Source organism: Kosakonia sp. MUSA4 (genome assembly GCF_013085925.1).
Taxonomy (GTDB): Bacteria; Pseudomonadota; Gammaproteobacteria; order Enterobacterales; family Enterobacteriaceae; genus Kosakonia; species Kosakonia sacchari_B.
This window is the reverse complement of sequence record NZ_CP025697.1, coordinates 3,036,787-3,059,894: the sequence shown is the minus strand read 5'-3', so window position 1 is coordinate 3,059,894 and position 23,108 is coordinate 3,036,787. Positions and strand designations below refer to the sequence as shown.

At 53.1% G+C, this 23,108-nt stretch carries 24 protein-coding genes and 1 pseudogene; 13 read left to right on the top strand and 12 right to left on the bottom strand.

What is annotated here, in order from left to right:
- Positions 1 to 57 precede the first annotated feature (57 nt).
- Positions 58 to 969, bottom strand: coding sequence for a LysR family transcriptional regulator (locus tag C0557_RS14500; RefSeq protein ID WP_208659047.1), 912 nt, complete (start codon positions 967 to 969; stop codon positions 58 to 60).
- Between the two features lie 101 nt (positions 970 to 1,070).
- On the opposite strand from C0557_RS14500, the gene C0557_RS14495 reads away from it, so the two are divergent.
- A complete protein-coding gene (locus C0557_RS14495) occupies positions 1,071 to 2,105 on the top strand; it encodes an NAD(P)-dependent alcohol dehydrogenase (RefSeq protein WP_217273262.1) in 1,035 nt (344 codons plus the stop codon).
- A gap of 86 nt (positions 2,106 to 2,191) precedes the next feature.
- Here C0557_RS14495 and C0557_RS14490 read toward each other — a convergent pair whose 3' ends face one another.
- Positions 2,192 to 3,139: a VirK/YbjX family protein gene (locus C0557_RS14490; protein WP_208659043.1), complete on the bottom strand. Its 948-nt coding sequence runs from the start codon at positions 3,137 to 3,139 to the stop codon at positions 2,192 to 2,194.
- A gap of 173 nt (positions 3,140 to 3,312) precedes the next feature.
- On the opposite strand from C0557_RS14490, the gene pphA reads away from it, so the two are divergent.
- Positions 3,313 to 3,957 (top strand): protein-serine/threonine phosphatase, encoded by a 645-nt coding sequence (gene pphA / locus C0557_RS14485; protein WP_208659041.1) that lies wholly within the window; start codon positions 3,313 to 3,315, stop codon positions 3,955 to 3,957.
- Here pphA and C0557_RS14480 read toward each other — a convergent pair whose 3' ends face one another.
- The 5 genes from C0557_RS14480 to yebS form a co-directional block, all read right to left on the bottom strand.
- Positions 3,958 to 4,149 carry a YebW family protein gene (locus tag C0557_RS14480; RefSeq protein WP_007371618.1) on the bottom strand — a complete coding sequence of 64 codons (192 nt, stop codon included), beginning with the start codon at positions 4,147 to 4,149 and terminating at the stop codon, positions 3,958 to 3,960.
- A gap of 106 nt (positions 4,150 to 4,255) precedes the next feature.
- On the bottom strand, positions 4,256 to 4,495 hold the full coding sequence (locus C0557_RS14475) for a YebV family protein (RefSeq protein ID WP_007371619.1): 240 nt from the start codon (positions 4,493 to 4,495) through the stop codon (positions 4,256 to 4,258).
- Between the two features lie 114 nt (positions 4,496 to 4,609).
- The gene (rsmF, locus tag C0557_RS14470) at positions 4,610 to 6,049 is read right to left on the bottom strand and encodes a 16S rRNA (cytosine(1407)-C(5))-methyltransferase RsmF (RefSeq protein WP_217273261.1); all 1,440 of its coding nucleotides are present in this window, start codon (positions 6,047 to 6,049) and stop codon (positions 4,610 to 4,612) included.
- Between the two features lie 78 nt (positions 6,050 to 6,127).
- Positions 6,128 to 8,761: a PqiB family protein gene (locus tag C0557_RS14465; protein WP_208659036.1), complete on the bottom strand. Its 2,634-nt coding sequence runs from the start codon at positions 8,759 to 8,761 to the stop codon at positions 6,128 to 6,130.
- The gene (yebS, locus tag C0557_RS14460; RefSeq protein WP_208659034.1) at positions 8,730 to 10,013 is read right to left on the bottom strand and encodes a paraquat-inducible protein A; all 1,284 of its coding nucleotides are present in this window, start codon (positions 10,011 to 10,013) and stop codon (positions 8,730 to 8,732) included. The genes C0557_RS14465 and yebS overlap by 32 nt, the downstream gene beginning before the upstream one ends.
- A gap of 132 nt (positions 10,014 to 10,145) precedes the next feature.
- Between yebS and C0557_RS14455 the strand changes: the two genes are divergently transcribed.
- The 4 genes from C0557_RS14455 (at position 10,146) to htpX (ending at position 14,569) form a co-directional block, all read left to right on the top strand.
- Entirely contained in the window at positions 10,146 to 10,643 is a 498-nt protein-coding gene (locus C0557_RS14455; protein WP_007371623.1) for a GAF domain-containing protein, read from the top strand.
- A 96-nt stretch (positions 10,644 to 10,739) separates the two neighbouring features.
- A complete protein-coding gene (proQ, locus tag C0557_RS14450) occupies positions 10,740 to 11,426 on the top strand; it encodes an RNA chaperone ProQ (RefSeq protein ID WP_074777616.1) in 687 nt (228 codons plus the stop codon).
- A 19-nt stretch (positions 11,427 to 11,445) separates the two neighbouring features.
- Complete coding sequence (gene prc, locus C0557_RS14445) at positions 11,446 to 13,494, top strand: carboxy terminal-processing peptidase (RefSeq protein WP_208659032.1); 2,049 nt, start codon at positions 11,446 to 11,448, stop codon at positions 13,492 to 13,494.
- A 193-nt stretch (positions 13,495 to 13,687) separates the two neighbouring features.
- On the top strand, positions 13,688 to 14,569 hold the full coding sequence (gene htpX / locus C0557_RS14440; RefSeq protein WP_074777612.1) for a protease HtpX: 882 nt from the start codon (positions 13,688 to 13,690) through the stop codon (positions 14,567 to 14,569).
- Positions 14,570 to 14,632: 63 nt separating this feature from the next.
- On the opposite strand, the gene C0557_RS14435 is transcribed toward htpX, so the two are convergent.
- Positions 14,633 to 16,003, bottom strand: a complete 1,371-nt coding sequence (locus tag C0557_RS14435; RefSeq protein ID WP_208659030.1) for an MFS transporter — start codon at positions 16,001 to 16,003, stop codon at positions 14,633 to 14,635.
- A 202-nt stretch (positions 16,004 to 16,205) separates the two neighbouring features.
- Between C0557_RS14435 and kdgR the strand changes: the two genes are divergently transcribed.
- Positions 16,206 to 16,997 carry a DNA-binding transcriptional regulator KdgR gene (kdgR, locus tag C0557_RS14430; protein WP_208659027.1) on the top strand — a complete coding sequence of 264 codons (792 nt, stop codon included), beginning with the start codon at positions 16,206 to 16,208 and terminating at the stop codon, positions 16,995 to 16,997.
- A 45-nt stretch (positions 16,998 to 17,042) separates the two neighbouring features.
- Here the strand turns inward: kdgR and C0557_RS14425 are convergent, their stop codons facing one another.
- Positions 17,043 to 17,282, bottom strand: coding sequence for a YobH family protein (locus tag C0557_RS14425; protein ID WP_043953244.1), 240 nt, complete (start codon positions 17,280 to 17,282; stop codon positions 17,043 to 17,045).
- Positions 17,283 to 17,443: 161 nt separating this feature from the next.
- On the opposite strand from C0557_RS14425, the gene mgrB reads away from it, so the two are divergent.
- From mgrB to rlmA, 6 genes and pseudogenes are all read left to right on the top strand, one after another.
- Positions 17,444 to 17,587: a PhoP/PhoQ regulator MgrB gene (mgrB, locus tag C0557_RS14420; RefSeq protein WP_007371630.1), complete on the top strand. Its 144-nt coding sequence runs from the start codon at positions 17,444 to 17,446 to the stop codon at positions 17,585 to 17,587.
- Positions 17,588 to 17,661: 74 nt separating this feature from the next.
- Positions 17,662 to 17,952, top strand: a complete 291-nt coding sequence (locus tag C0557_RS14415) for a YebO family protein (protein ID WP_208659025.1) — start codon at positions 17,662 to 17,664, stop codon at positions 17,950 to 17,952.
- A 17-nt stretch (positions 17,953 to 17,969) separates the two neighbouring features.
- Positions 17,970 to 18,959: an MBL fold metallo-hydrolase gene (locus C0557_RS14410; RefSeq protein WP_208659023.1), complete on the top strand. Its 990-nt coding sequence runs from the start codon at positions 17,970 to 17,972 to the stop codon at positions 18,957 to 18,959.
- A gap of 511 nt (positions 18,960 to 19,470) precedes the next feature.
- Positions 19,471 to 19,612 (top strand): annotated as a pseudogene (locus C0557_RS14405) (DUF2627 domain-containing protein).
- A gap of 12 nt (positions 19,613 to 19,624) precedes the next feature.
- Positions 19,625 to 19,834: a transcription antiterminator/RNA stability regulator CspE gene (gene cspE, locus C0557_RS14400; protein ID WP_001062678.1), complete on the top strand. Its 210-nt coding sequence runs from the start codon at positions 19,625 to 19,627 to the stop codon at positions 19,832 to 19,834.
- A gap of 141 nt (positions 19,835 to 19,975) precedes the next feature.
- Entirely contained in the window at positions 19,976 to 20,791 is an 816-nt protein-coding gene (rlmA, locus tag C0557_RS14395) for a 23S rRNA (guanine(745)-N(1))-methyltransferase (protein WP_208659021.1), read from the top strand.
- Here the strand turns inward: rlmA and mntP are convergent.
- The 3 genes from mntP to C0557_RS14380 form a co-directional block, all read right to left on the bottom strand.
- Positions 20,788 to 21,354 carry a manganese efflux pump MntP gene (mntP, locus tag C0557_RS14390; RefSeq protein ID WP_074777600.1) on the bottom strand — a complete coding sequence of 189 codons (567 nt, stop codon included), beginning with the start codon at positions 21,352 to 21,354 and terminating at the stop codon, positions 20,788 to 20,790. The two genes, rlmA and mntP, sit on opposite strands and share 4 nt — an antisense overlap.
- A gap of 379 nt (positions 21,355 to 21,733) precedes the next feature.
- Positions 21,734 to 22,192 carry a DUF986 family protein gene (locus C0557_RS14385; protein WP_208659018.1) on the bottom strand — a complete coding sequence of 153 codons (459 nt, stop codon included), beginning with the start codon at positions 22,190 to 22,192 and terminating at the stop codon, positions 21,734 to 21,736.
- A gap of 57 nt (positions 22,193 to 22,249) precedes the next feature.
- Positions 22,250 to 23,101 (bottom strand): PTS mannose transporter subunit IID, encoded by an 852-nt coding sequence (locus C0557_RS14380; protein WP_074777598.1) that lies wholly within the window; start codon positions 23,099 to 23,101, stop codon positions 22,250 to 22,252.
- Between the last annotated feature and the right edge of the window lie 7 nt (positions 23,102 to 23,108).

Below are 23,108 nucleotides of genomic sequence, written 5' to 3'. Positions count from 1 at the left end.
AATCTGGCCGATAGCTGAAAGCCCGCACGTGCCAGGCGGGAGCTTTGCCGCTCCCGTTCAGCCGCGCGGCCGTGAGCCGATATCCAGGCGGAAAAAATCGATCAGCAAGCGCATTGCCGGTGCCATGAAAGCGTTGCGCGGATCGTAAAGAAAGAACCCCTCTTCATGTTTATGCCACTGCGGCAGAACGTGAATCAGCGTTCCCGTGTCGATGGCGGCATGGACTTGCTGCTGTTCCAGGAGTGCCAGCCCGATGCCTGATTCAGCGGCAGCCAGCTGCACATTGATATCGTTGACGGTTAATGCTGCATCGACAGCAACCTCGACCTTTTCATTACCGCGTTGCAGTTTCCAGCGATACTGCGCGCCATTCTCGCTCCAGCGATAATTAATCAGGCGATACTGGTTGAGGGCTTCAGGCCGCGTGGGAGGAGGCTGCTCGCGGAAACAGGTGGGCGCGGCGACAATCACCATTTGCAGATCGTCGGTCATGCGCACTGCAATCATGTCTTTTGGCACGCGGTCTCCGGTGCGGATCCCGGCATCAAACCCGGCGGCCACCACATCTTCAAGATGATCATCAATGACCAAATCAAGTTGGATGCCGGGATAAAGCGACATGAACCGTTGCAGCTTCGGCAGAATGGCTCGCTGCGCGGCCAGACGTGACAGATTGATGCGCAGCTTGCCCCGCAGCGCCGGACCCGTTTCGCTGACGGCTTCAACGGCGCTCTCCAGCGCCTGCATCGGCGCAGAGAGTCGGGCAATAAAATCCAGCCCGGCTTGCGTCGGTGAAACGCTGCGCGTGGTGCGATTGAACAGGCGAACCTGTAGCCGGGTTTCAAGCGCGCGAATGGTATGACTCACCGCGGACGGTGATAGCCCGAGTCTCCCGGCGGCGCGGCGGAAGTTTTTCTCCTCGGCGACCGCCAGAAAAGCGACCAGTTCCGTGTATTCGGTTCCTTTCACATTGTTGCCCCTCATTCACCAGTTCATGCGGATTATAAGGTATTAATTCGCAATCCCGGCGCTGTCAGAATGCAAAACAGATTAATAACCGAGGAAAAGAAGTGATGCAGACCATGAAACGCTGGGAAATGAATCAGACAGGGCGAGACGCGTTAGCGCTGAATCATGTTGCCCGGCCACAGCCCGCAGCGGATGAAGTGCTGGTAAACGTGATGGCGGTAGCCCTCAATCATCGGGACCTGATGGTCATTGAAAATGGGCGCGGTTTGCCTCTGCGTTTTCCCTTTACCCCCGGTTCCGATCTTTCCGGTTGCGTGGTGGCAACCGGCGCGAATGTGACCCGCTTTGTGCCTGGCGATGAGGTGATTTCTGTCTTTACGCCGGAGTGGCAGGATGGGCCGCGGCCGGGTAACGCGCGTGAAATGGCTTACCGGACGCTGGGCGGATTCTGGCCGGGCGTGCTGGCGGAGTATGTGGTGATGAAAGAGAGCTGGCTGGTACGCAAACCGGTTTCTCTCGATCATCTGCAAGCCAGCACTTTACCTTGCGCGACGCTCACCGCCTGGTTCGCGCTGGTCGAACGCGGCAACATTCAGCGCGGTGAAACGGTGCTGATCGAGGGAACCGGCGGCGTGGCACTCGCCGCACTGCAGATTGCCCGCATGAAAGGGGCACGCACCTTGCTGGTGACCCGAAGCAGCAAATGTGAACAGGCGAAACAGTGGGGCGCGGATGAGGTGATCGATCGCCAGCAGGATGTGGTGGCAACGGTACTGGCCTTAACCGCCGATCGTGGGGTGGATCACGTGCTGGAGCTTGTCGGCGGCAGCCATCTGGGTCAGTCCGCCGCAATGGCGGCGGTGGGCGGAAAAATTTATCTGATTGGCGCGCTGGCGGGTTTCGAGGTCTCTTCGCCGCTGGAACCGTTGCTGTTTAAAGATCTGCATATTTATGGCATTGGCACCGGCCACCGGCGGGCGCTTGAAGATCTCTGCGCTGCCGTCGACCAACAGGAATTTGCCCCGGTGATAGACCAGCTTTATCCGCTGGAAGCACTGCCAGCGGCGCTGGCGCATCTGGAACGTGGGCCGTCAGGCAAGATAATCATCACCATGGAAAATAAGACAATCGGGTGATCGCGCCTTGCGGAATTATTATTCGGCAATAATATTTTTGTTGTAAAAAATATAAACGGGTAGGGTAATTTATCGCCCGTTTATATTTATTTCAGCATCAGCGCATGCATTTTTTCTGTCACATCATCCAGTAATTCAAAACGACGGCGATATTCCGCGCGTTTTTTACTGGCGATACTTTCCAGCGACTTACGTGAAAAAATCAGCGGTAAACGCCAGCGCCAGGCATTATCTTTTACCCCTTCAATCGACGCCCAAAATTCATCATAGCTGGCATGAAAATGTCGTCCTTTGCTCAGACGATAACGCAGCGCGCGGAAGACATGTCCGTTATCACTTACGCCATAAATTGCCGAAACGCCGGTCAGCGTGGCGAGCTGGCTCAGTACTTCAAGGGCGATTTTTTTCGGGAATACGCCGTGGCAGGCGCGGGTCGCCAGCTTAATCACCTCATGGCTGACCTCTTTGCGCGGGCCTTGCAGACCGCCAATGACCAGAATTTGCTGCCCCTTTTCGCTGATAACGCTGAACGTCGCGCTGGCCAGTAACGTATTGTCGCCATCGCACAACCAGAGTGTACTTTCCCCTTCGCGCTCCGCTTTGCTGGCGTTAGAAGCATATACCGTGAAATGCGCATCATCTTTCCCGGTAAAATCAATAATCTGTGTGGGTTCTGTCGCGCTGAGGGCGGCGGCCAGTCGCGGTGATACGTTGTTATCAAGCCAGTGGTAGTGGTTGATAATGGCATCGGCACGCTGCGCGGCATGTAAACCGCGCGTCAGATACTGACGGTGCGATTTACTCGGCAGTGTGATTTGCGTCGCCAGCAGCCGATCGAAATCCGGGCGGCGGGAAAGCGCATTAAGCATGCGGTTGGTGGCCGACCAAAACAGCAGCGAACGCAGCAGAAACTTAAGGCGATACTCGCGCTTTTTCCAGATCGGGCCGGGCACAAGGCGGCCACTCACCAGATCGCCAATAATGTGTGAATTATTATTTGGTTTAAGTATTGTTGATTGACTAATATTCGACACGGTGAGTGGCCTCTAAATAATGTATTGATATTTTAGAGGCCTGGAAAATACAAATTAATAGGCGCCTTTGTTTTATTTCTCTTTCATTTAACCTTTATTTAATTAACAGGCTTTGTGTGATTATTATTCCATCTGTCAAGGATTTTCCTATACTCATAAAAGGGGGGGGAATTATGTATCAACGTCTTGATGGAGAGCGCTGGCGGCATATCTGGCTGGTCGGCGATCTGCACGGTTGCCACCAGCGTTTAATGCAGGCGCTGCGCGCGCGCCAGTTTGAACCATACCAGGATCTGCTGGTGTGCGTGGGGGATTTAATCGATCGCGGGCCGGATAGCCTGCGCTGCCTGGCGCTGCTCAAAAAACAGTGGTTTAAGACCGTGCGCGGTAATCATGAGCAGATGGCGATTGATGCCCTGCGTTTTGGCGATATGGCGATGTGGCAACTCAATGGCGGTAGCTGGTTTAGCGCCCTCAGCGAGGCGGAACAGCAAGAAGCGCTGGCCGCGCTGCGCACCTGCGCGGAATTGCCTTATATTCTGGAGATACGCTGCGGCGGCGCGGTGAATGTCATCGCGCATGCGGATTACCCGGCTGAAGAGTACCAATGGGAACAGGCTGTGGACGGCGAATCGGTTCTGTGGCGACGCGACAGGCTCAACCAGTGGCTGGCAGGAAAAGGGCAGCGTATTGCGGGAGCCGATCATTTCTGGTTTGGTCATACGCCGCTGAAAGCGCGCGTTGACAGGCAAAACCAGCACTACATCGACACGGGTGCCGTCTTTGGCGGTGAGTTAACGCTGGTGCAGTTGCAGTAGCTAAAAATCGCTGAATTCATTGGCCGGATGCCAGAAACCATCAATAAACTCTTCGACGGGAAAACAGCCGCCATAGCGTATGCGTTGATTGTCCATGGCAACAAGGCACTGCTGCTCCGTATTAAACACATCGACTACGATGTCGTCACACCCTCCGTCCAGGTAGCAAACGAATAAGACCAGCGCGAACATTCCATCCCTCAGTTCCGTACAACGTAACGATAAGTGTAGGGGATGAATTCAGGCAGGGGAAATCAGGCAGGTAAATAACCCGTCTTACGGACGGGTTTCCATTGGATCAGGCAAGGCGCATAACCCAGGTATCAGATTGTTGATCGTAATGCTCGCGATAAAGGACCGAATGTTCGCCGTTAAGGAGCGCGGGAATGCTGGTGTCCGCGTCCCAGGCATCAAGTTGCATGCATAAATCCGGATCGGAACTACAGGGGATATGTAACGTTCGCTCCCCCTGGTTCTCTCCCTGCAACTCGGCATCATCGATTTCGAATGCGCCAATGCGCACGCTGGTTTTCGTCATAATGCTCTCCGTTGAACGTTGAAATGTGGTACGACCAGTGTGGTCGCCCAAATTTGAGCCTGGTACAACACGGAGAAAGATGCCAGTCAGAAGGTGCGATTTTTTTGTGCGCCGTCACGCATTGCTGGCAAACAATCGGCCATCACGCACCAGTTCACGCGGATAACTGTTCTTCAGCCGCGATCCCACTTTTTTCGCCAGACCCAGCGGTTGCCCCTGGAAAGTGACAATCACATCGTCACGCACGGGCAGGGTTTGCGGGTAAATATCGCGCCCGCGATACCACTCTTCCGCCTCGGCCAGCGTCAGCGAAAACGCCAGCGGGTTATCCTGGCCCGCCAGCGCAATCACCGCTTCGTGCTGCCAGCGATACCCTTTGTTGTGCGTTTCCGCCAGACGCAGGCCAATGCGCGAGAAGCGGACTTTGCCGATTAACGGCTCAATTTCTATTGGAAACAGCCACAGTTCTTTATCACGCTGCCACAGGCGCAGGTTTTCGTCCCAGCGTAAGCCGACGGCAGCGGCGGCCGTTGCGACCTGCGCCGCCTCTTTTGCTTTCAACGGCGTGAAGGGAAAATTACCCACTTTGTAGGTCGGCGCAGGCAAAGGCTCTACCGCCGCTGTTTTACGCAAACGGGCGACAAAAAAGCCTTCGCAGTCGTAAATTTGCGGGAATACGTGCAGGAAACCTTCCGCGGTTAAAGCGCGAGCGGCATCGGCAAACAGTCCATCCAGCGGCAGAAATTCGACGGCGTCCGGGTACTGTTCCCGCAACCAGTGGCAGATGGCTTCATTTTCGTCGCGGTTGAGCGTACAGGTGGAATAGACCAGCGTACCGCCGGGGCGCAGCGCGTGAAAAGCGCTATCGATCAGTTCACGCTGCGTGGCTGCAATGTCCAGATTGCTGGCGACGGACCAGTTTTTCAGCGCATCCGCATCTTTACGCACCACACCTTCGCCGGAGCAGGGCGCATCAAGCAGAATAGCGTCGAACATCTCCGGCAGCGCAGGGCCAAATACGCGGCCATCAAAGTGGGTCAGGGCCACATTGCGGATGCCGTTGCGGCTGATATTGGCATGCAACACTTTGACGCGGCTGGCGGAAAATTCGTTGGCAAGGATGGCGCCGGAATTATTCATTCGCGCGGCGATCTGCGTGGTTTTGGAGCCAGGTGCGGCGGCTACATCCATCACGCGTTGCGGCATTTCGCCATCGGCAAACAGCGCGGCAACCGGCAACATTGAGCTGGCTTCCTGAATATAAAACATCCCGCTCAGGTGCTCAGCGGTACTGCCCAGCGGCAGCGCCTCTTCATCATCGCGCTCGATCCAGAACCCTTCCTTGCACCACGGTACCGGCGTCAGTTGCCAGCCATAAGGGGCGACAAGGGTGAGAAAATCGGCGACCGGGATTTTCAGCGTGTTAACGCGAATACTGCGGCGCAGCGGGCGCTGGCAGGCAGCGATGAACTCATCGAAAGAGAGATGTTCTGGCATTGCCAGGCGCATTTGCGCGAGAAATTCGTCAGGAAGGTAGACAGCGTTTTGAGCCACGGGGCGCACCACAAGGAGAAAAACAGGCGCGCAGTGTAGCATAAAGGCTCCGGCGCAAACACGCCGGAGCAGGCAGGGTTAGCGGGGAAGGGCGGTGCCCCATTCGCGCCACTCTTTCGGTTCGCTTTCCAGCAGCAGGAAGTGTTTACCCGGCTGCGCTTTCGGCGCCAGCGGCGTTTCCGGCGGCGTGGCGAAAGCAATACCGCCGCGAATGAACTGATTGAAGGTCCCGGTTTTGACGACGCCGCCGACCAGGCCGAAATCCAGCGTATAACCGGAAGCCAGCCAGAATACCGTGTTGTTACGCACCAGATGCTGATAGTTTTTGCTGATGCGCATGGCCACCATCACGCGATCCGACAAGGTGCCCAGCGTCATTCCGGTCACCGTACCTACCTCGATTCCGCGGAACAGCACCGGTGTGCCGATATTCATTGAGCCTACTTCTGGCGCTTCAACGATAATGTTCAGCCCATCGAGATAGCGGGAGTCGGTGATCGTCGCTTCTGAAATTTCAAAGTCGCGGCGCATATTGCCCCGGCCCGGTTCGACGTTGATATAAGGCTGCAACAACGTATCCAGATGTTCGACGCCCGCCGCCGATATTTGTGGCGTGATCACTGAAAAACGCGAGCCGTTGCGCGCAAAGTTGCGTACATATTCCGGATAGAGTACTGCACTGGCTTGCACTTCGTTTTTATCGGTGATCAGGTGCAGCTCCTGGACCTGGCCGATATCGATGCCCAGATAACGGATCGGCATACCCGCCGCGAGTTTCCCGGCATCATAGGCATGCAACGTGATTTGCCCGCCGACGGCGCGGGCCGCGGTTTCCGAGGCGTAAAGCTGGCGCTTCTCGCCTTTTTTCAGTTCCCGGTTCGCGCCGCTCAGGTTGTCAAAGCTGATGGCGCCTTTGATAGCGCGTGAAAGGGGCGAAGCCTGAACCGTCAGCCCGCTGCCGTTAAGCTGCACTTTCGCACCACCTTCTGCCCAGAAGACGCTGTTGCTGGTCAGCAAATCACGATATTCCGGTTTGATATGCAGATCGATATCAAAGGCATTGGCGCGCGGGCGCACGGTGATCACTTCACCCACTTCAAACTTGCGGTAGAGAACGACCGATCCGGCCTGGACGTCCGGCAGGGTATCCGCCGTCAGCGTCAGGGTCGTGGTGGGAAGATCGCCGAGGCTGTTTTCCAGCGCTTTATCGAGGTTAGCAAACAGCGGATAGCTCTTTTTCATTTCGCCTTTCACGCCGGGCAGAATGCGGATGCCACCGTTCACCCATTCGTTGGCGCTGGCAGCGAGAAACTCAACGCCATCCAGCCCGACTTTGACATCGATGCGGCTGTTCACTACGAATTTACTGTCGCCGTGGACCAGGTCGCCATATTGCGGATCGATAGCGATGGCAAAGGTTACGCCCTGATTCGTCAGTTTACGCTCCAGCACCTGGCCGACTTTGACACCATGCAGCACCAGCGGCTGTCCGGCATCGATGCCATAGCTTTCCGGCGCGGTAAGCGTCAGGGTAATCACTCCCGGCTCCTGCAACAGGTTTTTATCCGCTGGCAGCACGACAAATTGATTGCGCGGCTGGCCTTCGCCCGGTATCAGCTCCAGCGTACTGCCGGTCAGCAGCGAACTGAGATTGGTATCGCTGAGGGAAATTTTGGGATTGCGCATTTCGATACGCGTATTGTCGCGCAGCAAATTAACAACGCTCGGATCGACGGTCATTTCACCAGTGACCGTCCCTCCCGGATTGAGGTCGATTTTGGTCAACTGACCCACTTCCAACCCCTGATACATCAGCGGCGTCGATCCGGCCTTCAGCCCCTGGCCGCCGGGCAGGTCGAGCTTCACCAGTACGCCGCGCTGGCTGTGCGCTAAATCTTCATATAAGCCGTACTCATCATCCTGAACCGCAGGTTGTGATTCATCCGGAGAGTCAAAAGCAATCGCGCCATTGACCAGCGCCGCCAGGCTTTCAAGCTGCACTTTCGCGCCGCTCAGGCCGACATCGGCTTTCACGCCGGAGACATTCCAGAAGCGGCTGCCTTTTTTCACCAGATTAGTGAAGCGACGCTCGATCAGCACATCGATTGTGACGCCCTGTTTATTGGTGTTGATCGAATAGTCGTAAACGCGGCCGACCGGGATTTTGCGGAAATAGACCAGCGAACCGCTGTTCAGCGCCCCGAGATCCGGCGCATGCAGATGGATCATCAACTCGCCATTGTTCAGCCGGTATTTCGGCTGCGTATCCAGCGCGGTGAAATGATCCTGCGGGTCGCCCTTGCCTGGCATCATGCCGATATAGTTGCCGCCGACCAGCGCATCGAGGCCGGAAATCCCCGCCAGCGAGGCTTTGGGCGTGACCAGCCAGAATTGCGTTTCGCTGCGCAGCGCATCCTTCATATTCGATTTGATACTGGCGCGCACTTCGATTTTTTTCAGGTCGTCGCTGAGACGAATGTCCTGGACAGTCCCAACCTCGACGCCCTGATAGCGCACTGGCGTGCGCCCGACGACGATGCCGTCAGCCGACATAAAATCGATGGTGATGGTATTGCCGCGATCTTCGTAGCTGCTCCAGATAAGCCAGCCTGCAATCAACAGCGCGATAACCGGTAACAGCCAGAACGGCGAAATGCGCCGTTTCGTTTTAATTCGCGCTTCAGTCGGCGAAGCGGGGGTTTCCTGACTCATGTGCATCCCAAAGTAAGCGGCTGTCCAGCCATTCCACAGCAAGAATAGTCAAAATTACCGCCGCGCCGAAATAAAACGCGGCTGGTCCCATGGTAAAAGCGAGTAGCTGGTCGCGATTAATCAGTGACATCATCAATGAAATGACAAACAGATCGAGCATCGACCAGCGCCCAATCCACGTCACGAAGCGCAGTAACAGAATGCGAGTGCGTAACCCCTGTTCAAATTTAAAATGGATGCTGACAAGCAGTGTAAACAGCACAATCACCTTGGTAAACGGCACCAGAATACTGGCGATAAATACCACGCCGGCCACCGCGACATTGCTGTGAGCGAGCGAAATAATGCCGGAGAGAATGGTATCCTCCTGACGAGAACCATTCACGTAAATTATTGAAATCGGCAGCAGGTTGGCCGGGAACAGCAAAATAAAAGAGGCAATCAGCGACGCCCAGCACTTTTGCAGGCTCTGCTTGCGTCGATGGATGAGCGGAATGTGGCAGCGTGGGCAGCGCCCCCGGATATCAGGAAAACCGGTGAAATGGCAGCCCAGGCACACTTCCAGCTTCGGATCCGGCCGCTTTGCGGGCCGTTGAGGGTAGAAGCGCTCCCAGAGTTGCTCCACATTGAGATGGATTAAGGTCATGATGCTGAGAACGACCAGAGAGCCAAAAGCAAACAGCCCAATGCCTGGCTGCAGGAAGGCGTAATCCTGCACTTTGATCGAGGCGACGCCGACGCCGACCAGATAGATATCCAGCATGACCCACTCTTTGAGCCTCTCCAGCATTAATAGCACCGGGCGCAGGTTCATTCCCAGAATGTTGCCCAGCCATAAATAGGCGATGGCGGTTACCAGTACCAGCGGCGCGCCAACGCTGCAAAAAAGCACCATGGCAGCGGTGAGCGGCGAGCCTTGCATGGTCATTTGCCAGATCCCCTGCAGCAGGTTGGCATCGATACGCACACCGAGTAAGTAGAGATGCAGCAGCGGTTCGCCCCAGGCAAAGGGCATCAGCAAGATCATCGTGATGGCCATTGCGCCGAGACGGGTTAATGACCAGTCGCGACCGTCGCGGACTTTCGCATCACAGCAGGGGCAAAATGCGCTTTGGTGCGACTTCATAACCGGTAACGCAAAAAGCGTATCACATTGCGGGCAGCGCTGATAATGTGCGCGTGGCAGAGCTTCACCGACCTGATGAACGGCAATTTTTTTGGCAGGTGTGATGCGTTGTATCTTGAGAGCCATTGCATGCTTCAGAAAAGGTTTGAATAAAACTATCTTAACTCATGAATGGAACATCTTGAGCATCAACGCATTTAATGCTTATTTTAATAGGCTAAGCAGTTTCTCAAAGTTAGACAGCAAAATGGTCAGGTAATGAACAAAACAGAATTTTACGCGGATCTTAATCGCGATTTTCAGGCGTTAATGGCAGGTGAGACCAGTTTTTTAGCTACGCTGGCGAATACCAGCGCGCTGTTGTTTGAACGTCTTGAAGGCGTGAACTGGGCCGGTTTTTACCTGTTGGAAGGCGACACGCTGGTGTTAGGGCCGTTCCAGGGCAAGATCGCCTGCGTTCGTATCCCGGTAGGCCGGGGCGTTTGTGGAACGGCAGTGGCGCAAGCGCGTGTGCAGCGCGTGGAAGATGTTCATCAATTTGACGGACACATAGCTTGTGATGCCGCCAGTAACGCCGAAATCGTACTGCCTGTCACGGTGAACAACCAGATTATTGGCGTACTGGATATCGATAGCGTCGTCTTCTCTCGCTTCACGGCTGAGGACGAACAAGGGCTCAGCGAGCTGGTTTCACATCTGGAAAATGTCCTCGCGGCGACCGATTATCAAAAAATCTTCGCCACCGTCGCAGGATAATCAGCGGATAACGTAGCATTTACTGAATGCGTCATTATAATGACGCCTGTTCATGCCTGCGCTTGTTGGCAACGTCCGTTGTAATCAGGAAATTTCATGGAAAATCAACCTAAGTTGAATAGCAGTAAAGAAGTTATCGCTTTTTTGGCCGAACGCTTTCCTCACTGTTTCAGTGCTGAAGGTGAAGCACGTCCCCTGAAAATCGGTATTTTTCAGGATTTGGTTGAGCGCGTTGAGGGTGAGATGAATCTCAGCAAAACCCAACTTCGTTCCGCTTTACGTCTTTATACTTCAAGCTGGCGTTACCTTTACGGTATCAAAGCCGGCGCGGCTCGCGTCGATCTCGACGGCAACGCCTGCGGCGTGCTGGATGAGCAGCACGTAGAGCACGCTCGCAAGCAGCTTGAAGAAGCCAAAGCGCGTGTTCAGGCGCAACGCGCTGAACAGCAAGCTAAAAAACGAGAAGCTGCCGCTGCTGCCGGTCAGGAAGACGCACCGCGTCGCGAACGCAAAGCCCGTCCGGCTCCGCGTCGTAAAGAGGGCGCCGAGCGCAAACCTCGCACTGACAAACCTGTCGCGAAAACGCCACGGGCGCCGCAGCAGGAAGAGCGCCATACTCCTGTTTCAGATTTATCTGTACTGAGCGTGGGCCAGAACCTGAAGGTGAAAGCGGGGAACAATGCGATGGATGCTACGGTGCTGGAAATCACCAAAGATGGCGTTCGCGTACAGCTTAGTTCGGGTATGTCGATGATCGTACGCGCAGAACATTTATTGTTCTGAAACGGAGGCCTGGCCTGGCATGAACACTTTGTTTAAGCGCACAGCGTTAGCGGGTCTGTTATTCGTAACAGGCCATGCGTTGGCTGTGGAAGATATCACCCGTGCCGATCAAATTCCGGTTTTGAAGGAAGAGACTCAGCACGCGACGGTGAGTGAACGGGTTACCTCACGTTTCACCCGTTCTCACTACCGCCAGTTCGATTTGGATCAAGCTTTCTCCGCGAAGATCTTTACCCGTTACCTCAACCTGCTCGACTACAGCCACAATGTGCTGCTGGCCAGCGATGTTGAGCAGTTTTCGCAAAAGAAAGGCCTGCTCGGCGATGAGCTGCGCAGTGGAAAACTGGACGTTTTCTACGACCTGTATAATCTGGCGCAAAAGCGTCGATTTGAACGTTATCAGTACGCGCTGAAAGTACTGGAACGTCCGATGGATTTCAGCGGCAACGACACCTTCAACTTAGACCGCAGTAAAGCGCCGTGGCCGAAAGATGAGGCGGAGCTGAACGCGCTGTGGGACAGCAAAGTTAAGTATGATGAGCTGAGCCTGAAACTCACCGGGAAAGATGATAAAGAGATCCGTGAGACGCTGACTCGCCGCTATAAATTTGCGATTCGCCGTCTGGCGCAGACCAATAGCGAAGATGTGTTCTCGCTGGCAATGACCTCATTCGCCCGTGAAATCGATCCGCATACCAATTACCTCTCACCGCGTAATACTGAGCAATTCAATACTGAGATGAGCCTCTCGCTTGAAGGTATTGGCGCAGTGTTGCAGGGCGACGATGATTACACCGTGATCAACTCGATGGTGGCGGGCGGTCCGGCGGCGAAAAGCAAAGCGATTACCGTTGGCGACCGTATTGTTGGTGTCGGCCAGACCGGGCAGAACATGGTCGATGTCATTGGCTGGCGTCTCGATGATGTGGTGGCGCTGATCAAAGGGCCAAAAGGCAGCAAAGTACGCCTCGAAATCTTGCCGGCAGGTAAGGGGACGAAGACGCGCATTGTAACGCTGACGCGCGAACGCATTCGTCTGGAAGACCGTGCGGTGAAAATGTCCGTGAAGACGGTCGGCAAAGAGAAAGTCGGCGTACTGGATATTCCGGGCTTTTACGTTGGGCTGACTGATGATGTTAAAGCGCAACTGCAAAAACTGGAAAAACAGAACGTCAGCAGCGTGGTTATCGATTTGCGCAGCAATGGCGGCGGCGCGCTGACTGAAGCGGTATCGCTTTCCGGTCTGTTTATTCCGTCCGGCCCGGTTGTGCAGGTGCGTGATAATAACGGCAAAGTGCGCGAAGACAGCGATACGGACGGCGTGGTCTACTATAAAGGCCCGCTGGTGGTGCTGGTTGACCGCTTTAGCGCCTCGGCATCGGAAATCTTTGCGGCGGCGATGCAGGATTATGGTCGCGCGTTGATTGTTGGCGAACCGACCTTCGGCAAAGGCACCGTTCAGCAGTACCGCTCGCTTAACCGTATTTACGATCAGATGCTGCGTCCTGAGTGGCCGGCGCTGGGTTCGGTGCAATACACCATCCAGAAATTCTATCGCGTTAACGGTGGCAGTACGCAGCGCAAAGGCGTGACGCCGGATATTATTATGCCGACCGGCACGCAGGTGACGGAGACCGGGGAAAAATTCGAAGACAATGCACTGCCGTGGGACAGCATCAATGCTGCCACCTTTGTGAAGTCCGGTGATTTGAAACCGTTCGGACCGACGCTGCTGAAGGAACATGAAGAGCGTATTGCGAAAGATCCTGAGTTCCAGTACATCATGAAGGACATTGCGCGTTTCAATGCCCTGAAAGATAAACGCAATATCGTATCGCTCAATCTGGCGCAGCGTGAGAAAGAGAATGCCGAAGATGATGCAATTCGTCTTTCGCGCCTCAACGATCGCTTCAAGCGTGAAGGTAAGCCGTTGCTGAAAAAACTGGATGATCTGCCGAAGGATTATCAGGAGCCGGATCCGTACCTCGACGAGACGGTACACATCGCGCTTGACCTGGCTCATCAGGAAAAAGATCGGCCAGCGGAAGACCCCGCCCCCGCGAAGTAATCCCCACACAGGCACAAGAAATTGTGCCTGTTTTTTTAACACCTCTTTCCTGGCGTAAGCATTATGCTACAAAATGTAAAGTTGTGTCTTTCTGGTGACTTACGACACCCTGATGCTTGAAAATGGCGCGTATACCCATACGATGTGGGTAACCGCATTGTGCGTTTTGTTAAGTTGAGGTTAAAAGAAAATTATGATGCGAATCGCGCTCTTCCTGTTGACTAACCTGGCCGTGATGTTGGTGTTCGGCCTGGTGCTTAGCCTGACGGGCATTCAGTCGAGCAGCGTTCAGGGCTTGATGATTATGGCGCTGCTGTTTGGTTTTGGCGGTTCGTTCATTTCGCTGTTGATGTCGAAATGGATGGCGCTGAAATCTGTGGGTGGTGAAGTGATCGAACAGCCGCGTAACGATATGGAACGCTGGTTGATGGATACCGTGGCGCAACAATCTCGCCAGGCGGGCATCGCCATGCCTCAGGTCGCTATTTATCATGCACCGGATATTAACGCCTTTGCGACCGGCGCGCGCCGTGATGCTTCGCTGGTGGCAGTCAGCACCGGGTTGTTGCAGAACATGAGCCGCGACGAAGCCGAAGCGGTGATTGCCCACGAAATCAGCCATATTGCCAACGGTGATATGGTCACAATGACGCTGATTCAAGGGATCGTGAATACCTTCGTGATCTTCATTTCGCGTATTATCGCGCAGGTTGCAGCCGGGTTCCTTAGCGGCAATCGCGATGATGGCGAAGAGAGCAACGGTAACCCGATGATCTACTTCGTGGTTGCGACCGTACTGGAGCTGGTGTTCGGTATTCTGGCCAGCATTATTACTATGTGGTTCTCCCGCTATCGCGAGTTCCATGCCGATGCCGGTTCTGCAAAACTGGTTGGCCGCGAGAAAATGATTGCTGCGTTGCAGCGTCTGAAAACCAGTTATGAGCCGCAGGAGGCGAGCAGCATGATGGCGTTTTGCATCAACGGTAAATCTAAATCGCTGAGCGAGCTGTTCATGACGCACCCACCGCTGGACAAACGTATTGAAGCGCTGCGTTCTGGTGAGTACCTGAAATAACGTAGCGGCAGAAAATACAAAGCGCGCCAACTGGCGCGCTTTTTTATCATCCCTGGTAATTAATTACTCTGTTTTCGGCTGCGAGATCCGCAGTCCGCTGATGATGGCCGCTACGGTAGCCAGCGTCCCTGCCAGCAACAATGAAACATGCGTGCCGTGGGTGTTAAACATATTGAACATTAATGCCACCAGCGCGGCGCCGGAGCTTTGCCCCAGCAAGCGTGCCGTACCGAGCATCCCACTGGCGCCACCGCTGCGCTGACGCGGCGCAGCGGTGATAATGGTGTGGTTGTTTGGCGACTGGAACAGACCAAAACCGGCACCGCACAGCGCCATACGCCAGATGATATCGATATCTGCCGGTGATCCCGGGAGAAGCGCAAGCGCGAACAGCCCGCATGCCATCATCACCAGCCCTAAAGCCCCCAGTAACCCGGCATGCACGCGCTCAATCAGATAACCAGCCAGCGGCGCCATAACCATCGTTGCCAGCGGCCATGGCGTCAGCAACAGGCCGGTTTCGACTTCACTACGCCCAAGTACGGTTTGCAAAAAGAAGGGCAGGGACACCAGCGCCAGCATCTGCGCACAGAACGAGCAGACCGACGTGCCGATAGAGAGCGAAAAAAGTGGAATGCGCAGTAAGTCGACTGGCAGAAGTGGCACCGGCAGCCGCAGTTGTCGGCGTACAAAGAACCCGCCAATGATCAACAACGCAACAATTTCGGCCACCACGAGTGTGTTTGATTGCCCCTGAGCAAAACTGCTCAGCGCGGTAATCAGTAAGCCAAATGTTAATGCATTCATTACAGCGCTTGGCAGATCAAATTTGGGCTTTGAAGTGCGCGCTGCATTAGGTGGTAAGAATTTCATTGCCAGCAATAGAGCAATAATGCCGAGCGGCACGTTAATCAGGAATAACCACTGCCAGGAAGCCACGGAGAGAATGGCGGCGGCGATTGTCGGCCCGGCCGCCGATGAAACCGCGACCACAAAAGAGTTAATACCCATACCGCGCCCGAGGCTACGGTGCGGGTAGATGAGACGAATGAGCGCGGTATTCACGCTCATCAGCGCCGCGCCGCCAAACCCTTGCGCCACGCGCGCCAGCGTTAATGTCAGTAATGAGTCAGAGAGTGCGCAGAGCAGTGAAGTGAGAGTGAAGAGTACCAGACCACACTGATAGACCCGACGGTAACCAAACATGTCGCCGAGAAAAGAGAGTGTGAGCAGGGAGACCACGATCGCAATCTGGTAAGCGTTAACAATCCAGATAGAACTTGCGGGTGAAGCGTTGAGATCGCGTGCGATGGTTGGTAACGCGACGTTGGCAATAGCCCCATCAAGCACTGCCATTGCAATACCAATAATAATGGTCAACACTGCGCCATAGCGCAGCGGGACGGGGAGTCCGTCCAGAGAAGATTTATCCATATTAATTTCAGGGTTAATGTCACACAGTTATTTGTATAATGATTCTATCATCTGTATTCCGGCTTTATGTCGCAGATTTGTAACGGGCTTTATGTCGCAGAATTGTAACGAAGTTGACAAACGTGCATTGCGGCGACTGAGCGACGAATTTATAATAAAAACCGATTCTGAATTTTATAAAACACACGCGATGAGGTGATTAATGGCTATCGCAGATTTGGACAAGCAGCCAGATTCTGTCTCTTCAGTATTGAAGGTATTTGGCATTCTGCAGGCGCTCGGCGAAGAGCGTGAAATCGGCATCACCGAGCTATCGCAGCGTGTCATGATGTCGAAAAGCACCGTCTATCGCTTTTTGCAAACAATGAAATCATTGGGTTATGTTGCGCAGGAAGGGGAGTCTGAAAAATATTCTCTGACGCTTAAGTTGTTCGAACTGGGCGCACGTGCGTTACAAAACGTGGATCTGATCCGCAGTGCGGATATCCAGATGCGTGAACTCTCTCGTCTGACGAAAGAGACCATTCACCTGGGCGCACTCGATGAGGACAGCATTGTTTACATCCATAAAATTGATTCGATGTATAACTTGCGTATGTACTCGCGCATTGGTCGCCGCAACCCGTTGTACAGTACCGCTATCGGTAAAGTGCTGCTGGCGTGGCGCGATCGTGAAGAGGTTACGCAGATCCTTGCAGGGGTTGAATACAAGCGCAGCACCGATCGTACGATTACCAGCACTGAAGATCTCCTGCCGTTGCTGGATGTTGTGCGTGAACAAGGCTACGGCGAAGATAATGAGGAACAGGAAGAAGGCCTGCGTTGCATTGGCGTACCGGTTTTCGACCGTTTTGGCGTGGTCATCGCTGGTCTGAGTATCTCTTTCCCGACGCTGCGTTTCTCTGAAGAGCGGCTGCATGAATACGTGGCCATGCTTCATCAGGCTGCCCGCAAGATTTCCGAACAGATGGGTTATAACCAGTATCCGTTCTGACAGACGAAAAAAAACCGCCATATCGGCGGTTTTTTTGTTTCGACACTAGCCGTTGTCGATAACGGTGTCGCTTTTACGGATCAGAGGGCAATTTGCCAGCCCGAAAAAACCATTGTCCGAATGTACATATTGTGCGGTACTGGTGCCACGCGCTGTTACATATTTACATTGTAATCCCAGCCCACCAGCATTTTCATTACTGCCAATCAGCACCCCATAACCGCTCAGCAGAAGCCCAATCCACAGCAGTGCTACAACGATAACGGCGCGAATAAGTGTTCGCATATCAGCTCCTTGCTTCACACTAAATCATATCTTAAAGCTACCTGATTCACTGACTGAAACAAGTCATGCATTCCGAAAAATTGCGAATAGAGATACAGTTAGTCGCGGTTTAATGTTGCCATGCTAACCTGGTTACACCTGACAATGTACTGGAGAGTGGAGTGAGAAAATATAAGTGGCTGATCCTGATTGTCGTGCTGGTAGGCTGCCTGCTGCTCTGGACTCAAATGCTTAACGTGATGTGCGATCAGGATGTACAATTTTTCAGCGGCATCTGCATCGTCAACAAATTCATCCCCTGGTAATGGTAATTTCTCAGTGAATGATTTCCTTCCTTGACGCCAGTGGTAAAATGTCGCGTCAACATTGAGGTGGTGAAATGAACGAAGTTATAAATTCGGGCGCGCTTAATATTGCGTCTATTGTTGTTTCTGTGGTGGTTCTGCTGGTCGGGCTGGTTCTGTGGTTCTTTATCAATCGCGCCAGCTCGCGTACAAATGAGCAGATTGAGCTGCTTGAAGCGCTGCTGGATCAGCAAAAACGGCAAAATGCATTGTTGCGCCGTCTGTGTGAATCCAACGAGCCCGAAAAAGAACCGCAAACTGCGCCTGCTAAAGCGCAGGAAAAAGAAGAGGATGAGGATTTCATCCGTCTGGTGGCTGAACGCTAACAGCGCAGGAGGGTGAGATGGTCTGGAAAAACCCCTGGTATAATCCTGCACTTTCTCATCACTCCCCTGATGGGTTCATCAATACGACGCCCGTCGAACATCAACCCGGTGACGTTAAGCGCTGGCGCAATGAGCGCAAGGCCGCCGGGCTTCCCCGTCCTCCCGCTGATGGCTATGACCGTTTTATCGAGCAGTGGTGGCAGAAAACGGAAATTACTGGCGACAGCGACGGGTTGTGGTGGCTGGGCCATGCCAGCATTTTGTTACGCCTTCAGGGGCAATACCTGCTCACCGATCCTGTTTTCTCCCGCCGTGCTTCTCCCGTCCGTTTTGCTGGCCCGCAGCGGCGTACACCGCTTGCGCTTGCCATTGCAGATGTTCCACAACTGGATGCGATCCTGATTTCCCACAATCATTATGATCATCTGGATACGTGGACGCTGCGCGCGTTATTGCGCCGTTTCCCTGACGTGCAGTTCTTCGTCCCGCTAGGATTGGGCGCGCTGATCCGCCGCCTGGGCGCAAGGTATGTAACGGAACTGGACTGGTGGCAAAGTGTGATATTTCAGGGAATGGTCTACACGGCGGTGCCTGCACAACATTGGAGCATGCGAACATTATGGGACCGCAATCGTTCATTATGGTGCGGTTGGGTGGTTGAATCAGCAGAAGGGCGGTTCTGGTTTGCTGGCGATATGGGATACACTCCGGAGCTGCTCACTATTCCGCAGCGTTTAGGCGCGCTGGATGTTGTCGCATTACCGGTAGGCGCCTATGCGCCGCGCTGGTTTATGTCGATCAACCATATGGATCCACAAAGTGCTGTCGCGTTATGGCAACAATTGGGCAGTCCGCTGGCATTTCCAGTCCATTGGGGCGTGTTTGAACTGGCTGATGAATCCCTGGATCAGCCGGTGAAGAAATTGCAACTATCATTAAGCGAAGCGGCAACGGATAATGATAACTTTAGAATCCTGAAAATCGGTCAGTATTTATCCCTCGGTTAATACACCCGCTTCGTTCCAAAAGTATTGTGTTTTCAAATAACATGGTTTTATTTTTATCGAAACGTTTTTATTGCATTTTTATGAGGCAATGTCATCATAAATTCATTATTTTGGTGCAGGGCAAAGCTTATTTGCACAACAACTATCCAGAGTAAACCAGGGGAAATAGTTTCCTCTGTTGTCTTAATAGTTTAAGAATCTTCCTGGATGCTAAAAAAGCATAACTATGCGTAAAAAGTTCTTACCATATACGCTATATGCATAGACATATTGTGGCTTGCTTGAACGCATGGAACCTGTTGAGCAATGGTGAAAAATCAGCTATTGTCGATGCATGAGGATTGAGGCCTGGCGACTGTTATAGCGTTCATTGTAATGCATAAAAGTGCAGAAGAAGCTTTGATAACCTTAGAATTTGTGCGGCGGATCCAGACATGTTTAAAAATGGCTTGCCATAATTTACATATTGTGTGATAACACGTTTTGGGTCAATCGAGGTACAGTTCTGTTTATGTGTGGCATTTTCAGTAAAGAAGTCCTGAGTAAACACGTTTCGTTGAATACAGCTTCTCTGCCGAACCTTATATTAGTGCCTCAAGCAGTAATGTCTCAGTTTTCTCAGTCAATGCCTGCGGGCGAAGTATATACATTAAGGAATTTTGCAAATGGCAAAGATTAAAGGTCAAGTTAAGTGGTTCAACGAGTCTAAAGGTTTTGGTTTCATTACTCCGGCAGACGGCAGCAAAGATGTATTCGTACATTTCTCTGCAATCCAGGGTAACGGCTTCAAAACTCTGGCTGAAGGCCAGAACGTTGAGTTTGAAATTCAGGACGGTCAGAAAGGCCCGGCTGCAGTTAACGTAACTGCTATCTGATTTCGACACCTCTGAGCTTGTACGCGCTTTGCGCGTTAAAGTCAGCCATAAAGCCTCGCACTTGTGCGGGGCTTTTTAATTTCCTCGTGCGGCAAATGGAGGTACACTTTCGCCCTTTAAGAAATACCCTCCGGAGTTTTTATGCCTTTCAGTTGCCCGCTCTGTCACTCGCCTTTACAGCGTCGCGAGAGCGCCTTTGTTTGTCCACAGCGTCATCAGTTCGATCTGGCGAAAGAAGGTTATGTGAATCTGTTGCCGGTACAGCATAAACGTTCCCGCGATCCCGGCGATAGCGCGGAGATGATGCAGGCGCGTCGTGCATTTCTGGATGCAGGACACTATCAGCCGCTGCGGGATGCCATCGGCGTTCTGTTACAGGCCAGATTGCCAGAGCAGGCCGACGCGATACTGGATATTGGCTGTGGGGAAGGGTATTACACTCAGACTTTTGCTGCTATAGCCCAACACCACGGTGCAAAAACGTTTGGGCTGGATGTCTCCAAAGCCGCGATCCGCGCGGCGGCAAAACGCTACCCGCAGGTTATGTTTTGTGTAGCTTCCAGCCATCGTCTGCCGTTTGAAGATAAGAGCATAGATGCACTGGTTCGCATTTATGCCCCCTGTAAAGCGGAAGAACTGGCGCGTGTAATCAAGGCCGGTGGTGTAGTTATTACCGCTGCTCCCGGGCCTCGTCATTTGCTGGAACTGAAAGGGTTAATCTACGACGACGTAAAACTGCATGCTGAAAACGTGGGTGCAATAGAGGGGTTTAAAGTCGTAGAAACCCGCGCGCTGGCTTATGAGATGAGCCTTACCGGTCAGGAAGCGGTGTCTTTACTACAGATGACGCCCTTTGCATGGCGGGCGAAACCGGAAGTCTGGGAAAAATTAGCGGCAATGGAACGCTTCCGCTGCCAGACGGATTTCAGTATTCACTGCTTACAGCGGGAAGATTAACCGGCGAAGTGGCTCCACAGAATCTGTGCGCCAATACCGATCAGCACAATACCGCCAAGAATTTCGGCCCGTTTGCCCAGCAGCGGGCCGATAAAACGACCAACCATCATCCCGAGCGTCGACATAATCAGCGTTGCACAACCAATTGCCAGCGCGGTGGCGATAATATTAACCTGCAGGAAAGCCAGACCGACACCAACAGCCATTGCGTCCAGACTGGTGGCAATGGCGGTCGTAACCAGCAGCCAGAAACCATGACGATGCGGCGTTTCCGCTTCGCAACTGTCATCGCCGCGTACGCCTTCAATAATCATGCGCCCGCCAAGAAACACCAGCAGCACAAACGCGATCCAGTGGTTCCACTCCAGCACAAACTGGGTGGCCAGCATACCGAGGCCCCAGCCGATGAGCGGCGTCAGCGTTTCAATGGTGCCGAAAATAAGACCCGTGCGCAGTGCTTCAGAGAATTTAGGTTTATGCAGCGTCGCGCCTTTGCCGATGGAAGCAGCAAAAGCATCCATGGACATGCCAAAGGCGAGAAGAATAGTGGCGGAGAGATTCATCGTGACGTCCTGACCGGGAATTCCATAAACACATCACTGCCCCCAGTAAACAGCAGTTAATGTGCCAATGGTCTCGCCTGACTGAAACAGATTCAGTCCGTACGCGCCACGTTTTGCAACGAGTATGTTGACACGTACATTTCCGGATAAGCAGAAATCGGCTACTCCCCAACGACGGACGCACCTTAACATATTTTGAGAATATAAAACAACAACCGAAAAATATAATTCAGATAACTAGTTGATAACGATTTGCATTTAGATTTATAGGTAAAAGTAACGTTAATAAATATAAGTACATTTTCCCCAGAAATATAGCAATGGCTATACATTAGCTTATTTTTTATGCGGGTAAATATAGGGTTTGCTATATCTTAACTTATTGAGTATTAACAATAACTTTATAAATTTTCTCGAGGTCGTCGATATTTCGCACACGGATAAGCAAGCGTCGCTGCTCTAATTGCATTACCAGCACACCATCTTCCGATAAATTCATCTCTTTAATACGGTTATATTCAATCCATGCATTGGCAAAGAAAAAACCACGCTCTTTAAAGATGATTTTCGGTGCGCGGATACAAAAAAGATAAATACCGAGCAATGCCAGCGCAGATAATAACCACAGCGTTAAAGAGGAACCGCCATTAATCGTATTGTTATAAATCAGAATCGCCAGCAAACCGACGAAAATAGCGCCATCAGTGCGGCTTCTGCGCAGCAGGGGAACGGTCAGCAGTGATGCGCCCTGACGACGCGGCATAACGAATTCGTCATAGATGGCGAAAGCAAAAAGGGCGGCGACAAACGCCAGCAGAACGCTATCCGTAACGGTCATTGTTCCTCCTTAAAATAAAAACCGGGGGCGGTAAGCCCCCGGTTAACACATACCCGGTTACAGGCCCAACAGGCCAATCGCGTAACCTACAATCCCGATGATAAAGAACCCGACGATAATCCACAGCGGGTTTACTTTCTTACGCAGCAGCCACATACAGGCGAAGGTTAACAGCAGAGGCACCAGGCCCGGCATCAACTGGTCGAGAATGGTCTGTACGGTTGTCACCGTCGTTTTACCGGTCTGGTCGGTGATCTCCGACACAACCAGCGGAATGTTAACGTGTGTCCACTTGTTCACCAGGGCGCCCATGACAAACAGGCCGAGGATTGAGGCCCCCTCGGTCAGTTTCTGCAGGAAGCCGCCACCCATATCTTTAACGATGTCGATACCTTTACGGTAACCGTACGCCACGCCGTAATAGCGTGTCGCCAGGCGGACAATATTAAAGAGGACAAAGAACAGCAATGGCCCGAGCAGGCTGCCGCTCATGGCAATACCCGCGCCCAGTGCAGCAAATACCGGACGTACAGTTCCCCAGAAGATCGGGTCGCCCACACCGGCCAGCGGTCCCATCAGACCCACTTTAATACCGTTGATCGCGCCATCGTCGATCTCCGCGCCATTAGCACGCTGCTCTTCCATTGCCAGCGTAACGCCGAGTACCGGCGCGGCCACGTACGGATGGGTGTTGAAGAATTCGAGGTGGCGCTTAATTGCCTGACGGCGCGCTTCGTTATTCTCAGGGTAAAGGCGTTTAATGGCCGGTACCATTGAGAAACAGAAGCCCAGCGCCTGCATACGTTCGAAGTTCCATGAACCCTGGAACAGGTTAGAACGAATGAACACACCACGAATGTCACTCTGGGTGAGTTTTTTCTCAGTCGGAGTTTTAGTCATATCAACCATGTCGTTC

Coding starts and splice junctions, on each gene's coding strand:
- C0557_RS14475 (WP_007371619.1), bottom strand. CDS start 4,495: ATGACGAAAACCAGCGTGCGCATTGGCGCATTCGAAATCGATGATGCC.
- C0557_RS14415 (WP_208659025.1), top strand. CDS start 17,662: ATGAACGAAGTTATAAATTCGGGCGCGCTTAATATTGCGTCTATTGTT.
- prc (WP_208659032.1), top strand. CDS start 11,446: ATGAACACTTTGTTTAAGCGCACAGCGTTAGCGGGTCTGTTATTCGTA.
- C0557_RS14480 (WP_007371618.1), bottom strand. CDS start 4,149: ATGTTCGCGCTGGTCTTATTCGTTTGCTACCTGGACGGAGGGTGTGAC.
- C0557_RS14455 (WP_007371623.1), top strand. CDS start 10,146: ATGAACAAAACAGAATTTTACGCGGATCTTAATCGCGATTTTCAGGCG.
- cspE (WP_001062678.1), top strand. CDS start 19,625: ATGGCAAAGATTAAAGGTCAAGTTAAGTGGTTCAACGAGTCTAAAGGT.
- mntP (WP_074777600.1), bottom strand. CDS start 21,354: ATGAATCTCTCCGCCACTATTCTTCTCGCCTTTGGCATGTCCATGGAT.
- C0557_RS14385 (WP_208659018.1), bottom strand. CDS start 22,192: ATGACCGTTACGGATAGCGTTCTGCTGGCGTTTGTCGCCGCCCTTTTT.
- htpX (WP_074777612.1), top strand. CDS start 13,688: ATGATGCGAATCGCGCTCTTCCTGTTGACTAACCTGGCCGTGATGTTG.
- C0557_RS14465 (WP_208659036.1), bottom strand. CDS start 8,761: ATGAGTCAGGAAACCCCCGCTTCGCCGACTGAAGCGCGAATTAAAACG.
- C0557_RS14425 (WP_043953244.1), bottom strand. CDS start 17,282: ATGCGAACACTTATTCGCGCCGTTATCGTTGTAGCACTGCTGTGGATT.
- pphA (WP_208659041.1), top strand. CDS start 3,313: ATGTATCAACGTCTTGATGGAGAGCGCTGGCGGCATATCTGGCTGGTC.
- C0557_RS14410 (WP_208659023.1), top strand. CDS start 17,970: ATGGTCTGGAAAAACCCCTGGTATAATCCTGCACTTTCTCATCACTCC.
- C0557_RS14435 (WP_208659030.1), bottom strand. CDS start 16,003: ATGGATAAATCTTCTCTGGACGGACTCCCCGTCCCGCTGCGCTATGGC.
- C0557_RS14380 (WP_074777598.1), bottom strand. CDS start 23,101: ATGGTTGATATGACTAAAACTCCGACTGAGAAAAAACTCACCCAGAGT.
- yebS (WP_208659034.1), bottom strand. CDS start 10,013: ATGGCTCTCAAGATACAACGCATCACACCTGCCAAAAAAATTGCCGTT.
- rlmA (WP_208659021.1), top strand. CDS start 19,976: ATGCCTTTCAGTTGCCCGCTCTGTCACTCGCCTTTACAGCGTCGCGAG.
- proQ (WP_074777616.1), top strand. CDS start 10,740: ATGGAAAATCAACCTAAGTTGAATAGCAGTAAAGAAGTTATCGCTTTT.
- kdgR (WP_208659027.1), top strand. CDS start 16,206: ATGGCTATCGCAGATTTGGACAAGCAGCCAGATTCTGTCTCTTCAGTA.